Origin of the sequence: Haemophilus parainfluenzae, assembly GCF_014931275.1 — a bacterium.
Taxonomy (GTDB): Bacteria; Pseudomonadota; Gammaproteobacteria; order Enterobacterales; family Pasteurellaceae; genus Haemophilus_D.
Window position 1 is genome coordinate 640,675 of the sequence record NZ_CP063110.1, and the last position, 12,660, is coordinate 653,334.

Genomic DNA, 12,660 nt, shown 5'->3' on the forward strand with positions numbered 1-12,660 from the left:
TTTATATTCTTAAGCATTAAAGCCAATGTAGCAGACTGAAACTAGAACAATGTAAAAAATGACCGCACTTAGTAGTAATAATTTTACGGCAAGTTTAGGTTTGTGCTGATGCAATTTATAAAGTAAACGTGCAATCAAAACCAAAACAAAGGGATACACCCAAAAGATAATCGAGAAAAGATCGATCTGAAAGTCGCTTAATGTTGGGTTTTTTGCAAAAGCAGTGGAAAGAAGAGAAGCCATAGGCCACAGTAAAATGGGTAAACAAAATGCCGCGATTCCCCAAGCGAAGCCACTAAATCCTGTCGGCATAGTTTGTTTTTTCATAATGAACCTTATATGATTGACGAAAAATAAAAAGGAATATAACAAATGCCGTCTTTATTTGATAGTGAAACCGATGCGCCAGAAGAGAGAAAAGTATTGAAACGCACATTGGGCGCACAAAAAATCACGTTTATTTTGACCGCACTTTGCGCGGTGATTTATCTCTTGCAGAATGTAGGGTTTGAAGAACCAATTGTGGATTTATTCCATTATCCAGCTTATTCTTGGGAAGATCAGGAAATATGGCGTTATTTCACACATGCTATTATTCATTTGTCGGTACCGCATATTTTATTTAACCTTTCGTGGTTCTGGTTATTTGGTGGCGCGATTGAACGCCGATTTGGTTCTTTCCATTTTTTATTATTGGTCTTAGTGTCTGCCGCAGTGAGTGGCGCCGTACAGAATTATTTTACCGGTCCAGCTTTTTTCGGATTATCTGGCGTCGTGTATGCGGTGTTAGGTTATGTGTTGGTGGTGGACAAATTGCACCCGCATAGCTTTGACTTACCGGAAGGTTTTTTTACAATGTTACTGGTAGGTCTTCTCTTTGGCTTTATTAGTCCGTTGTTTGGTATTAATATAGGCAACGCAGCTCATATTTCAGGCTTTATCTTAGGATTGGTTTGGGGATTTCTGCAGAGTAAAATTAATATTAAAAAGTTTAGCTAATTCAAATTTATAGGCATTTATATGAAACAATCATTACGCCATCAGAAAATTATTGAGCTTGTGACGCAAAAAGGCTATGCCAGCACAGAAGAATTGGTGGTAGAGCTAGATGTAAGCCCTCAGACGATTCGACGTGATCTGAATATCCTTGCGGAACAAGATTTAATTCGACGCCATCATGGTGGCGCGGCACCTTCTTCTACCGCAGAGAATTCCGATTATATTGAACGTAAACAATTTTTCCCTTCCCAAAAAAGCGCCATTGCCCGCGAGGTAGCGAAACGCATTCCAAATGGTGCCTCCTTATTTATTGATATTGGTACCACGCCTGAAGCTGTAGCAAGTGCTTTATTAAACCATGAACGGTTACGTATTGTGACGAATAATATCAATGCTGCTCATTTATTACGCCAAAATGAAACCTTTGATATTACGATGGCGGGCGGTTCCTTACGTAAGGATGGGGGCATTATTGGTGAGGCAACGGTTAATTTTATTTCGCAATTCCGTTTAGATTTTGGGATTCTCGGGATTAGTGCGATCGACCTTGATGGCTCATTATTGGACTATGATTATCACGAAGTCCAAGTGAAGCGAGCTATTATAGAAAGTTCGCGTCAAACTTTATTAGCGACCGATCATTCGAAATTCTCTCGACAAGCGATTGTGCGATTGGGTGAGCTCAAAGACGTGGATTATCTTTTCACTGATGATGTGCCAAAACAAATTGCGGATTATTTAGAAAATAGCAACACAAAGTTAGTGATTTGCAAATGATAGAAATAGGAAGTGCGGCCAAAATTGACCGCACTTTTTTTGTAGGCATCCATGCTTAGCCACTGCTGTTTCGACCAATCCAAAATTAACCCCATTCATGCCAACATCCTTATTAATATGAGATAAGGCTAATTTTGCTGCATATTAAATTTTAGGGATAAAAACGGACGACAAATCATTCGACTGCCAATTCTTTATTTAGGACTACGGGGAAGGTTTGCTTGAAGAGTCAAGAAAGACAAGATCTTGATAGATCAAGTGGAGTACATCGAGATCCCTCTCTAAATGTAATTTATTTATACTGCTGTTTTTAAAAAAAGGGAATATTAAAATTATAAATCTGTGATCGAGATCACAATTTAAATGCAAAAAGAAAGCCGCTTATTTTTGTTTAGAAAATAAGCGGCTATTTTACTGATTTTTTATCGATTTAAATTCACTGCGCCTTCATAACCAAGTTGTCGCCAGGCCTCATAAATCGTCACGGCTACCGAGTTAGATAAGTTCATACTACGGCTATTTGCGGTCATAGGAATACGGATTTTTTGTTCCATTGGCATCTTATCTAAAATAGACATAGGAATACCACGTGTTTCAGGGCCAAACATCAAATAATCGCCTAATTTAAATTGCACTTCGCTATGTGCGGGGCTGCCTTTGGTTGTAAGTGCAAAAAGACGTTTAGGTTTTTCACTTTCTAAAAAGGCTTCAAAGGTTTTGTGCTTTTTGATTTCAGCAAATTCATGATAATCCAAACCTGAGCGACGTAATTTTTTATCATCCCATGTAAAGCCAAGTGGCTCGATTAAATGAAGGCGAAAGCCAGTGTTCGCACAAAGACGAATAATATTTCCTGTATTTTGTGGAATTTCAGGTTCGTATAACACAATATCTAACATAATGATTTCCTAATCTTTTTGATACAGGCGGTAACTCACCATTCCTGTGGTTTTTTCTTTTAGTAATTGCCAATTGTCAGGCACGCTAAGCGGTTTATCTTTTTCTGTTTCAACATAAATCAACGCATGGGGTAACAGCCAATTCTTTTCCTCCAAGAGGGCAATTGCTTGTTCGGCTAAGCCAAAATGAAAAGGTGGATCTAAAAATACCACATCAAAGTGCGGTTGATTTTGCACTTGTTTTAAAAATTCTAAACTATTTTGATTGATTACCTGAGCTTGTTCACTCGTTGTTTTTAGCGTTTGCAAATTTTTCTTTAATTGGTTTGCCACATTTTTATCTAACTCTAAAAACGTCACCTGTTTCGCTTGGCGAGAAAGGGCTTCAAAACCAAGTGAGCCACTGCCTGCAAAGCAATCAAGACAATGGCTATCCACAATGTAAGGCATCAACCAGTTGAATAAGGTTTCTTTTACGCGATCGCCTGTTGGACGCAAACCTTCAGCATTTAAAACCGGTAATTTTCGTCCACGCCAAAGACCCGCGATGATTCGAACTTCGCCTTTGGCATTTTGAACTTGCATTTTTTTCATAAAGAAACAGATTTTTAGTGAAAATTGTGCTTAGTTTAGACGATTTTTTGCTAGAATAGGCAGTATTTTTTACAGATTTGTGTTTAAGAGAAGAATTTATGTCAGAAGAAAAGAAAAAAGGTGGATTTTGGGCCTCCCTTTTTGGTCGCAATAAAAAGCAAGAAGAACAAAAAATTGAGCCAATTATTGAAGAGCCATCTGTCGAACCTGCCGATGTTTCACCTGAGGAAGAAATTGTTCACGCTGAAGAGAACGTTCAATTAGAACAAGTTGAACAGGAAGAATTACAGGAATTAGCTGAACAACTGCAAGAAGATAAAGCAGAAGAGGTCGTTGTTGAGCACCTTGAACCTATTGTCGAAGAAGTGATTTCACCTGAAAGTGCGGTCAATGTTGAACCTGTTTTAGATACACCGGTGATTGAAACAATTGACGAAGAAACAGTAAAAACAGAAGAAATTTCAACCGCACTTCCTACAGCAGAGCCAGCAGAAAGCATTATTGAACAAGATAATGTCATTGAAGATCTTCCTGTGGTTGAAGCTGAGATTGAGCCTGAAATTGTTGACGATGTTAAAGACGAATTACGTTCAGATATCAATACCGAAACGCAAGAAAAACCAAGTGAAGGTGGCTTTTTCAGTCGTTTAGTCAAAGGCTTACTCAAAACCAAACAAAATATTGGTGCGGGTTTCCGTTCTTTCTTTTTAGGCAAGAAAATTGATGATGATTTGTTTGATGAGTTGGAAGAGCAACTTTTGATTGCGGATATTGGCGTACCAACAACCAATAAAATCATTAAGAATTTAACGGAGCATGCAAGTCGTAAACAATTACAAGATGCGGAATTACTTTACCAACAACTTAAAGTTGAAATGGCGGAGATCTTAAAACCTGTCGCGCAGCCGCTAGTTATTGATACCACTAAAAAACCGTATGTTATTTTAATGGTTGGCGTGAATGGTGTAGGTAAAACAACCACAATTGGTAAGTTGGCTCGTAAATTCCAAAATGAAGGTAAATCAGTCATGTTAGCGGCAGGGGATACTTTCCGTGCGGCAGCAGTAGAACAACTTCAAGTATGGGGTGAACGTAATAATATCCCGGTGGTGGCACAAAGTACAGGGTCAGATTCTGCGTCGGTGATTTTTGATGCGATGCAATCTGCCGCAGCACGTAACATTGATATTTTAATTGCGGATACGGCAGGACGTTTACAAAATAAAAATAATCTCATGGATGAATTGAAGAAAATTGTTCGCGTCATGAAAAAATACGATGAAACCGCACCGCACGAAATTATGCTTACTCTTGATGCGGGTACAGGACAAAATGCAATTAGCCAAGCTAAACTCTTTGATGAAGCAGTTGGACTAACCGGTATCTCATTAACCAAGTTAGACGGTACAGCAAAAGGTGGGGTAATTTTCGCCATTGCAGATCAGTTTAATTTACCAATTCGTTATATTGGTGTGGGTGAAAAGATTGAAGATTTACGCGAATTTAATGCAGAAGAATTTATTGAAGCATTGTTTGTTCACGAAAATGAAGAATAAAAAGGAATAATAAAGTGATTCGATTTTCAAATGTCTCTAAAGCTTATCACGGTGCGACTCAGCCGGCCTTGCAGGGTTTGAATTTTCATCTTCCTGTCGGAAGTATGACTTATCTTGTTGGGCATTCTGGCGCGGGTAAAAGTACCTTGCTTAAATTAATCATGGGAATGGAAAAGGCGAATGCTGGAAATATTTGGTTTAATGGTCATGATATTACGCGTTTGTCTAAATATGAAATCCCATTTTTACGTCGTCAAATCGGTATGGTTCACCAAGATTATCGTTTATTAACGGATCGTAGCGTGGTAGAAAATGTGGCGCTGCCATTGATTATTGCTGGCATGAACCCGAAAGAAGCACATACACGTGCATTGGTTGCATTAGATCGTGTGGGCTTACGTAGTAAAGCGAATTATATGCCGCCACAAATCTCAGGTGGGGAACAACAACGTGTAGATATCGCACGCGCAATCGTACATAAACCGCAACTTTTATTAGCGGATGAGCCGACAGGCAATCTTGATGATGAACTTTCCTTAGGGATTTTTAATCTTTTTGAAGAGTTTAATCGTTTAGGGGTGACAGTCTTGATTGCGACACACGATATCAATTTAATTCAAAAAAAACCAAAACCATGTCTTGTACTTGAACAAGGCTATTTACGCTATTAAGGATAAAAAATGACAAGACGTATTGATGCTTCTTTTGGCGTGCAAACTGCCTATACTTTGCGTTCTGTTTGGGGCGATTTGGTAAAACGTAAATTTGGTACATTGCTAACGATTTTAGTCATTGCCGTGTCTTTAACGATTCCAACGGTGAGCTATTTGTTATGGAAAAATTTACATTTAGCAACGACTCAATTTTATCCGGAAAGCGAACTCACAATCTACTTACACAAAAATTTAAGTGAAGAAGATGCTAACTTAGTGGTGGAAAAAATCCGTCAACAAGAAGGCGTGGAATCTTTAAACTATGTTTCTCGCCAAGAAAGCTTAAAAGAATTCAAAAGTTGGTCTGGTTTTGGTGAAGAATTAGAGATTTTAGATGATAATCCATTACCGGCAGTGGTGATGGTGAAGCCGTCTAAAGACTTTAATGCATCTGAAAAACGAGCAGAATTACGTACCAACTTAAATAAAATTAAAGGGGTGCAAGAAGTTCGTTTAGATAACGATTGGATGGAAAAATTGACCGCACTTTCGTGGTTATTTGCGCATGTGGCAATTTTCTGCACGGTTTTGATGACTATTGCGGTATTCCTTGTTATCGGAAATAGTATTCGCTCGGATGTCTATAGTAGTCGCGCAAGCATTGATGTGATGAAACTATTGGGTGCGACAGATCAATTCATTCTTCGTCCTTATCTTTATACAGGCATGATTTATGCGGTGTTGGGCGGATTGGTTGCAGCACTCTTTAGCAGTCTTATTGTCGGGTACTTTACTTCAGCGGTGAAATATGTAACGGATATCTTTGCGGTTACATTTGAGCTCAATGGATTAGGCGTTGGTGAGCTAATCTTCTTATTAGTCAGTTGCTTAATTATGGGTTATGTTGGTTCTTGGATTGCTGCAACAAGACATATTGCAATGTTAGATAACAAACTATAGATTTCATTTATATTAAAGTGCGGTCATTTTTTGTCGTGTTTTCATCTGAAAAACATTCGGAAAAATGACCGCACTTTTTTGTCTGTGGAAATTAATTGAACAAAAAGCTTGCATAATTAGGTGTTTTTGTGTAATATCCACGGGCTTTCAGATATTGAAAGCCGTTTAATGTAATCATTTATTAAACGAGTATTACGATATGTAATACTAACAATGTTTCCGATTTGGAGACTATATAACAGGTAACTTACACCTCCTTTTCTATTTTGAAGTTAGAATTGTGATTGGTGTTAGTTTTTTATTAGCTAAATTTTATTGGAGCTCTGGTCTAATGCAGAACCAAAGAATCCGTATCCGCTTAAAAGCTTTCGATCACCGTTTGATCGATCAATCTACTGCGGAGATCGTAGAAACAGCTAAACGTACTGGTGCACAAGTTCGTGGTCCAATCCCTTTACCAACTCGTAAAGAGCGTTTCACCGTGTTGATTTCTCCACACGTGAACAAAGACGCGCGTGATCAATACGAAATTCGTACACACAAACGTTTAGTAGATATCGTAGAGCCAACAGAAAAAACTGTTGATGCATTAATGCGTTTAGATTTGGCTGCCGGCGTGGACGTGCAGATCAGCCTAGGTTAATTAAGAGGTTATTACAATGATTGGTTTAGTCGGTCGTAAAGTTGGTATGACCCGTATCTTCAATGAAGACGGTGTTTCTGTACCAGTTACCGTTATCGAAATCGAAGCCAACCGCGTAACTCAAGTTAAAACTCTTGAAAACGATGGCTATACTGCAGTTCAAGTTACTACTGGTTCTAAAAAAGCGAATCGTGTAACTAAACCTGAAGCAGGTCATTTCGTGAAAGCAGGTGTTGAAGCTGGTCGCGGTTTATGGGAATTTCGTACTGAAGGTGAAGAATTCACTTTAGGTCAAGAAATCAATGTTGACATCTTTGCAGATGTTAAAAAAGTAGATGTTACTGGTACTTCTAAAGGTAAAGGTTTCCAAGGTGGTGTTAAACGTTGGAACTTCCGTACTCAAGATGCTACACACGGTAACTCTTTATCACATCGTGTACTTGGTTCTATTGGTCAAAACCAAACTCCAGGTCGTGTGTTTAAAGGTAAAAAAATGGCAGGACATTTAGGTGCTGAGCGTGTAACCGTTCAATCACTTGAAGTTGTTCGTGTAGATGCTGAGCGTAAATTGCTATTAGTAAAAGGTTCTGTACCTGGTGCTATCAATGGCGATGTTATCGTTAAGCCAGCAGTTAAAGCATAAGTCTAGGAGATAGAGATGGAATTACAAGTTGTAGGTGCAAATGCACTAACTGTTTCTGAAACTACCTTCGGACGTGAGTTTAACGAAGCTTTGATCCACCAAGTTGTTGTTGCTTATGCAGCAGGTGCTCGTCAAGGTACTCGTGCGCAAAAAACTCGTGCTGAAGTGTCTGGTTCAGGTAAAAAACCTTGGCGTCAAAAAGGTACAGGTCGTGCTCGTTCTGGTGATATCAAATCACCAATCTGGCGTTCTGGTGGTACAACCTTCGCGGCTAAACCACAAGATCACAGCCAAAAAGTGAACAAGAAAATGTACCGTGGTGCTATCAAAAGCATTCTTTCTGAATTAGTTCGTCAAGACCGTTTGGTTGTTGTTGAAAAATTCGAATTAGATGCACCAAAAACTAAAGTTTTAGTACAAAAATTAAAAGATTTAGCAGTTGAAGATGCGTTAATTATCACAGCAAGTTTAGATGAAAATCTATTCTTAGCGGCACGTAACTTATATAAAGTTGATGTACGTGATGTTCAAGGTATCGATCCAGTTAGCTTAATCGCTTTCGATAAAGTGATTGTTACTGTTGACGCGGTGAAACAAATTGAGGAGATCCTAGCATGAGTCAAGAACGTTTGCTAAGCGTGCTACGTGCACCGCACATCTCTGAAAAAGCAACTAACAATGCTGAAAAATCTAACACTGTTGTACTTAAAGTTGCTTTAGATGCGAACAAAGCTGAAATTGCTGCTGCTGTTGCTCAATTATTTGAAGTAAAAGTTGACTCAGTTCGTACTGTGGTTGTTAAAGGTAAAACTAAACGCCGTGGTAACAAAATGGGTCGTCGCAGCGACTGGAAAAAAGCTTATGTAACTTTAGCCGAAGGCCAAAACTTGGACTTCGTGGACAGTGCAGAGTAATCGGAGGAAATTAGAGAATGGCTATCGTTAAATGTAAGCCGACCTCCGCTGGTCGTCGTCACGTTGTTAAAATCGTGAACCCTGAATTACACAAGGGTAAACCTTACGCTCCTCTTCTAGATACTAAATCTAAAACTGGTGGTCGTAACAATTATGGTCGTATTACCACTCGCCACATCGGAGGTGGTCATAAACAACATTACCGTTTAATCGATTTCAAACGTAACAAGTTAGATATCCCAGCGGTTGTTGAGCGTTTAGAATATGATCCAAACCGTTCAGCTAACATTGCTTTAGTGCTTTATAAAGATGGTGAACGCCGTTATATCTTAGCACCTAAAGGTTTGTCAGTTGGCGATCAAATCCAATCTGGCGTTAACTCACCTATTAAAGTGGGTAACTCATTACCAATGCGTAATATCCCAGTTGGTTCAACAGTACATAACGTTGAATTAAAACCAGGTAAAGGCGGTCAAATCGCTCGTTCTGCTGGTGCTTATGTACAAATCATCGCTCGTGAAGGCAACTACGTAACTTTACGTCTACGTTCAGGCGAAATGCGTAAAGTATTAGCTGAATGTGTTGCTACAATCGGTGAAGTTGGTAACTCAGAACATATGCTTCGCGTATTGGGTAAAGCTGGTGCTAACCGCTGGAGAGGCATTCGCCCTACAGTTCGTGGTACTGCAATGAACCCAGTAGATCACCCACACGGTGGTGGTGAAGGTCGTAACTTTGGTAAACACCCGGTAACTCCTTGGGGCGTTCAAACTAAAGGTAAGAAAACTCGTCACAACAAACGTACTGATAAATTCATCGTACGTCGTCGTGGCAAATAATTTAAATTAATAAGAGGATAAGCCATGCCACGTTCTCTCAAGAAAGGTCCTTTCCTTGACCTACACTTGTTGAAGAAGGTAGAGAAGGCGGTGGAAAGCGGGGATAAAAAACCAATCAAAACTTGGTCCCGTCGTTCAATGATCATTCCTTCAATGATCGGATTGACCATCGCAGTCCATAATGGTCGTCAGCACGTTCCTGTTTATGTATCTGATGAAATGATCGGCCATAAATTAGGTGAATTTGCACCGACTCGTACATACCGCGGTCACGCGGCAGATAAGAAAGCTAAGAAATAAGAGGTAAATAGATGGAAACTATCGCAAAACATCGTTACGCTCGCACTTCTGCCCAAAAAGCTCGCTTAGTTGCCGATTTAATTCGTGGTAAAAAAGTTGCGCAAGCATTAGAAATCTTAACTTTTACTAACAAAAAAGCTGCGGCTTTAGTGAAAAAAGTATTAGAGTCAGCTATTGCTAACGCAGAGCATAATGATGGTGCAGATATCGATGATCTTAAAGTTGCTAAAATCTTCGTTGACGAAGGTCCTAGCATGAAACGTGTTATGCCACGTGCTAAAGGTCGTGCAGATCGTATTTTAAAACGTACTAGCCACATCACTGTGGTTGTGTCAGATCGTTAATAAGTAGAGGAATAGCAATGGGTCAAAAAGTAAATCCAAATGGTATTCGCCTAGGTATTGTAAAACCTTGGAACTCTACTTGGTTCGCGAATACACAAGATTTCGCCGACAATCTTGACGGTGACTTCAAAGTACGCAAATTCTTAACTAAAGAATTAGCAAACGCTTCGGTTTCACGTATTACTATTGAGCGTCCAGCTAAAAGTATCCGTGTAACAATTCACACAGCTCGCCCTGGTATCGTTATCGGTAAAAAAGGTGAAGATGTTGAAAAATTACGTAACGCAGTATCTCAAATCGCTGGCGTTCCGGCTCAAATCAATATTGCTGAAGTGAAAAAACCGGAATTAGATGCAAAATTAGTTGCAGACAGCATCGCTTCTCAATTAGAACGTCGTGTAATGTTCCGTCGTGCTATGAAACGTGCGGTACAAAGCGCAATGCGTTTAGGTGCTAAAGGTATCAAAGTTGAAGTTAGCGGTCGTTTAGGTGGTGCAGAAATCGCACGTTCTGAATGGTATCGTGAAGGTCGTGTACCTCTACATACTCTTCGTGCGGACATCGATTATAACACTGCAGAAGCTCATACTACATATGGCGTAATCGGCGTTAAAGTATGGATCTTCAAAGGTGAAATTTTGGGTGGAATGGCTGCAGTTGCGCAATCAGAACAACAACCTGCCGACAAGCCTAAAAAGGCTCCGCGTGGCAAAGGTCGTAAGTAAGGAGAAACGCTAAATGTTGCAACCAAAACGTACAAAATTCCGTAAAGTTCACAAAGGCCGTAACCGTGGTATCGCGGGTGGTACTGAAGTTAGCTTCGGTACATTCGGGTTAAAAGCAGTTGGTCGTGGTCGTTTAACCGCTCGTCAAATTGAAGCGGCTCGTCGTGCAATGACACGTGCAGTTAAACGTCAAGGTAAAATCTGGATCCGTGTTTTCCCAGATAAACCAATTACTGAAAAACCATTAGAAGTCCGTATGGGTAAAGGTAAAGGTAACGTTGAGTATTGGGTAGCCTTAATCCAACCGGGTAAAGTACTTTATGAAATGGATGGTGTGTCTGAAGAGATCGCAAGACAAGCATTTGCATTAGCAGCTGCTAAATTGCCAATTAAGACTACCTTCGTAACTAAGACGGTGATGTAATGAAAGCTCAAGATTTACGTACAAAAAGTGTTGAAGAGCTGAATGATGAATTAGTGAACCTTTTAGGTGAACAATTCAAATTGCGTATGCAAACAGCCACCGGTCAGCTTCAACAAACCCATCAGGCTAAACAAGTGCGTCGTGATATCGCACGTGTTAAAACCATTTTAACTGAGAAGGCGGGTGAGTAATGACTGATAAAATTCGTAGCGTACAAGGTAAAGTTGTTAGCGACAAAATGGAAAAATCTTTCGTTGTTGCTATTGAACGTAAGGTAAAACATCCGTTATACGGTAAATTTATCCGTCGTACAACTAAATTACACGTACACGATGAGAACAACGAAGCCAAATTAGGTGATGTAGTAGAGATTCGCGAATGTCGCCCTCTCTCTAAAACCAAATCTTGGACTTTAGTTCGTGTTGTTGAGAAAGCAGTTATTGCTTAATTAACAAGTTAAAAAATAAAAGCCAATGGTTTATACCATTGGCTTTTTTCTTTCTAAGACTTGCTAAAAAATAATGAAAATTTGACCGCACTTTAAACACTCTGATTTAAGTATAAAATTTTGATTGCGTTTCTAGCTTGATTTTGGTAAACTCCGCCACCTATCCGCCATATATCTTTATAAGGTATGGATAGGTTCGTCCCGCAAGGGTGTATTATTAACTTAACGGAGCATAAAATATGATCCAAGAACAGACTATGCTGGATGTTGCCGATAACTCTGGTGCTCGCAGCGTAATGTGTATCAAGGTTCTAGGTGGATCGCACCGTCGTTATGCTGCTATTGGTGATATCATCAAAGTTACTGTGAAAGAAGCAATTCCACGCGGTAAAGTTAAAAAAGGTGATGTATTAAAAGCAGTTGTTGTGCGCACCAAGAAGGGTGTTCGTCGCCCAGACGGATCAGTCATTCGCTTCGATGGTAACGCTTGTGTAATTTTAAACAATAACACAGAGCAACCAATCGGTACTCGTATTTTTGGACCGGTGACTCGTGAACTTCGTTCTGAGAAATTCATGAAGATCATTTCTTTGGCACCAGAAGTACTGTAAGGAGAAGTGAGAAATGGCTGCAAAAATTCGTCAAAACGATGAAGTAATCGTACTTGCCGGTAAAGACAAAGGCAAGCGTGGCAAGGTAACTAAAGTGTTACCAAACGGTAAAGTGTTTGTTGAAGGTATCAACATCATCACTAAACATGAAAAACCAGTTCCTGCTTTAGGACAAGCTGGTGGTTTAGTGAAAAAAGAAGCGGCTATCGATGCTTCTAACGTTGCGATTTTCAATCCAAAAACAAACAAAGCTGACCGTGTAGGTTTTAGATTCGAAGACGGCAAAAAAGTACGTTTCTTCAAATCTAACAATGAAATTATCTAACAAACT

Annotated in this window: 21 protein-coding genes; 18 read left to right on the plus strand and 3 right to left on the minus strand. The window is 39.6% G+C overall.

Features of this window, described 5'->3' with window-relative positions:
- Nucleotides 1-9: 9 nt before the first annotated feature.
- Nucleotides 10-327, minus strand: a complete 318-nt coding sequence (locus INQ00_RS03110; protein WP_197547281.1) for a DUF5389 domain-containing protein — start codon at nt 325-327, stop codon at nt 10-12.
- Between the two features lie 96 nt (nt 328-423).
- Here INQ00_RS03110 and INQ00_RS03115 point away from each other — a divergent pair, with 96 nt between their 5' ends.
- Both INQ00_RS03115 and INQ00_RS03120 read left to right on the plus strand, forming a co-directional pair.
- Nucleotides 424-999 carry a rhomboid family intramembrane serine protease gene (locus INQ00_RS03115; protein WP_197547493.1) on the plus strand — a complete coding sequence of 192 codons (576 nt, stop codon included), beginning with the start codon at nt 424-426 and terminating at the stop codon, nt 997-999.
- A gap of 21 nt (nt 1,000-1,020) precedes the next feature.
- Nucleotides 1,021-1,776 (plus strand): DeoR/GlpR family transcriptional regulator, encoded by a 756-nt coding sequence (locus INQ00_RS03120; RefSeq protein WP_177991830.1) that lies wholly within the window; start codon nt 1,021-1,023, stop codon nt 1,774-1,776.
- Nucleotides 1,777-2,198: 422 nt separating this feature from the next.
- Here the strand turns inward: INQ00_RS03120 and trmL are convergent, their stop codons facing one another.
- Complete coding sequence (gene trmL, locus INQ00_RS03125; protein WP_197547282.1) at nt 2,199-2,675, minus strand: tRNA (uridine(34)/cytosine(34)/5-carboxymethylaminomethyluridine(34)-2'-O)-methyltransferase TrmL; 477 nt, start codon at nt 2,673-2,675, stop codon at nt 2,199-2,201.
- Nucleotides 2,676-2,684: 9 nt separating this feature from the next.
- A complete protein-coding gene (gene rsmD, locus INQ00_RS03130) occupies nt 2,685-3,269 on the minus strand; it encodes a 16S rRNA (guanine(966)-N(2))-methyltransferase RsmD (protein ID WP_054418433.1) in 585 nt (194 codons plus the stop codon).
- A gap of 98 nt (nt 3,270-3,367) precedes the next feature.
- Here rsmD and ftsY point away from each other — a divergent pair, with 98 nt between their 5' ends.
- The 16 genes from ftsY to rplX all read left to right on the plus strand — a co-directional run bounded on the left by ftsY (nt 3,368) and on the right by rplX (nt 12,654).
- Entirely contained in the window at nt 3,368-4,825 is a 1,458-nt protein-coding gene (gene ftsY, locus INQ00_RS03135) for a signal recognition particle-docking protein FtsY (protein WP_197547283.1), read from the plus strand.
- A gap of 14 nt (nt 4,826-4,839) precedes the next feature.
- The gene (ftsE, locus tag INQ00_RS03140) at nt 4,840-5,496 is read left to right on the plus strand and encodes a cell division ATP-binding protein FtsE (RefSeq protein WP_197547284.1); all 657 of its coding nucleotides are present in this window, start codon (nt 4,840-4,842) and stop codon (nt 5,494-5,496) included.
- Between the two features lie 9 nt (nt 5,497-5,505).
- Complete coding sequence (gene ftsX / locus INQ00_RS03145; protein WP_197547285.1) at nt 5,506-6,438, plus strand: permease-like cell division protein FtsX; 933 nt, start codon at nt 5,506-5,508, stop codon at nt 6,436-6,438.
- Nucleotides 6,439-6,769: 331 nt separating this feature from the next.
- Nucleotides 6,770-7,081 (plus strand): 30S ribosomal protein S10, encoded by a 312-nt coding sequence (gene rpsJ / locus INQ00_RS03150; protein ID WP_001181005.1) that lies wholly within the window; start codon nt 6,770-6,772, stop codon nt 7,079-7,081.
- A 16-nt stretch (nt 7,082-7,097) separates the two neighbouring features.
- Complete coding sequence (rplC, locus tag INQ00_RS03155; protein ID WP_005632753.1) at nt 7,098-7,724, plus strand: 50S ribosomal protein L3; 627 nt, start codon at nt 7,098-7,100, stop codon at nt 7,722-7,724.
- A gap of 15 nt (nt 7,725-7,739) precedes the next feature.
- Nucleotides 7,740-8,342 carry a 50S ribosomal protein L4 gene (rplD, locus tag INQ00_RS03160; protein WP_005695085.1) on the plus strand — a complete coding sequence of 201 codons (603 nt, stop codon included), beginning with the start codon at nt 7,740-7,742 and terminating at the stop codon, nt 8,340-8,342.
- Entirely contained in the window at nt 8,339-8,638 is a 300-nt protein-coding gene (rplW, locus tag INQ00_RS03165; protein WP_005632756.1) for a 50S ribosomal protein L23, read from the plus strand. The genes rplD and rplW overlap by 4 nt, the downstream gene beginning before the upstream one ends.
- A 17-nt stretch (nt 8,639-8,655) precedes the next feature.
- On the plus strand, nt 8,656-9,477 hold the full coding sequence (gene rplB, locus INQ00_RS03170) for a 50S ribosomal protein L2 (RefSeq protein WP_014064570.1): 822 nt from the start codon (nt 8,656-8,658) through the stop codon (nt 9,475-9,477).
- A gap of 24 nt (nt 9,478-9,501) precedes the next feature.
- Nucleotides 9,502-9,777, plus strand: coding sequence for a 30S ribosomal protein S19 (gene rpsS, locus INQ00_RS03175; RefSeq protein WP_005539416.1), 276 nt, complete (start codon nt 9,502-9,504; stop codon nt 9,775-9,777).
- Nucleotides 9,778-9,788: 11 nt separating this feature from the next.
- Complete coding sequence (rplV, locus tag INQ00_RS03180; protein WP_005625897.1) at nt 9,789-10,121, plus strand: 50S ribosomal protein L22; 333 nt, start codon at nt 9,789-9,791, stop codon at nt 10,119-10,121.
- Between the two features lie 17 nt (nt 10,122-10,138).
- Nucleotides 10,139-10,846 (plus strand): 30S ribosomal protein S3, encoded by a 708-nt coding sequence (gene rpsC, locus INQ00_RS03185; protein ID WP_005640982.1) that lies wholly within the window; start codon nt 10,139-10,141, stop codon nt 10,844-10,846.
- Between the two features lie 13 nt (nt 10,847-10,859).
- Nucleotides 10,860-11,270 (plus strand): 50S ribosomal protein L16, encoded by a 411-nt coding sequence (gene rplP / locus INQ00_RS03190; RefSeq protein ID WP_005695088.1) that lies wholly within the window; start codon nt 10,860-10,862, stop codon nt 11,268-11,270.
- The gene (gene rpmC, locus INQ00_RS03195) at nt 11,270-11,461 is read left to right on the plus strand and encodes a 50S ribosomal protein L29 (protein ID WP_014064571.1); all 192 of its coding nucleotides are present in this window, start codon (nt 11,270-11,272) and stop codon (nt 11,459-11,461) included. Before rplP ends, rpmC begins: the two co-directional genes overlap by 1 nt.
- The gene (rpsQ, locus tag INQ00_RS03200; protein WP_005695091.1) at nt 11,461-11,718 is read left to right on the plus strand and encodes a 30S ribosomal protein S17; all 258 of its coding nucleotides are present in this window, start codon (nt 11,461-11,463) and stop codon (nt 11,716-11,718) included. The genes rpmC and rpsQ overlap by 1 nt, the downstream gene beginning before the upstream one ends.
- 239 nt (nt 11,719-11,957) lie before the next feature.
- Nucleotides 11,958-12,329, plus strand: a complete 372-nt coding sequence (rplN, locus tag INQ00_RS03205) for a 50S ribosomal protein L14 (protein WP_005619403.1) — start codon at nt 11,958-11,960, stop codon at nt 12,327-12,329.
- A 13-nt stretch (nt 12,330-12,342) separates the two neighbouring features.
- Complete coding sequence (rplX, locus tag INQ00_RS03210; protein WP_005695092.1) at nt 12,343-12,654, plus strand: 50S ribosomal protein L24; 312 nt, start codon at nt 12,343-12,345, stop codon at nt 12,652-12,654.
- Nucleotides 12,655-12,660 lie beyond the last annotated feature (6 nt).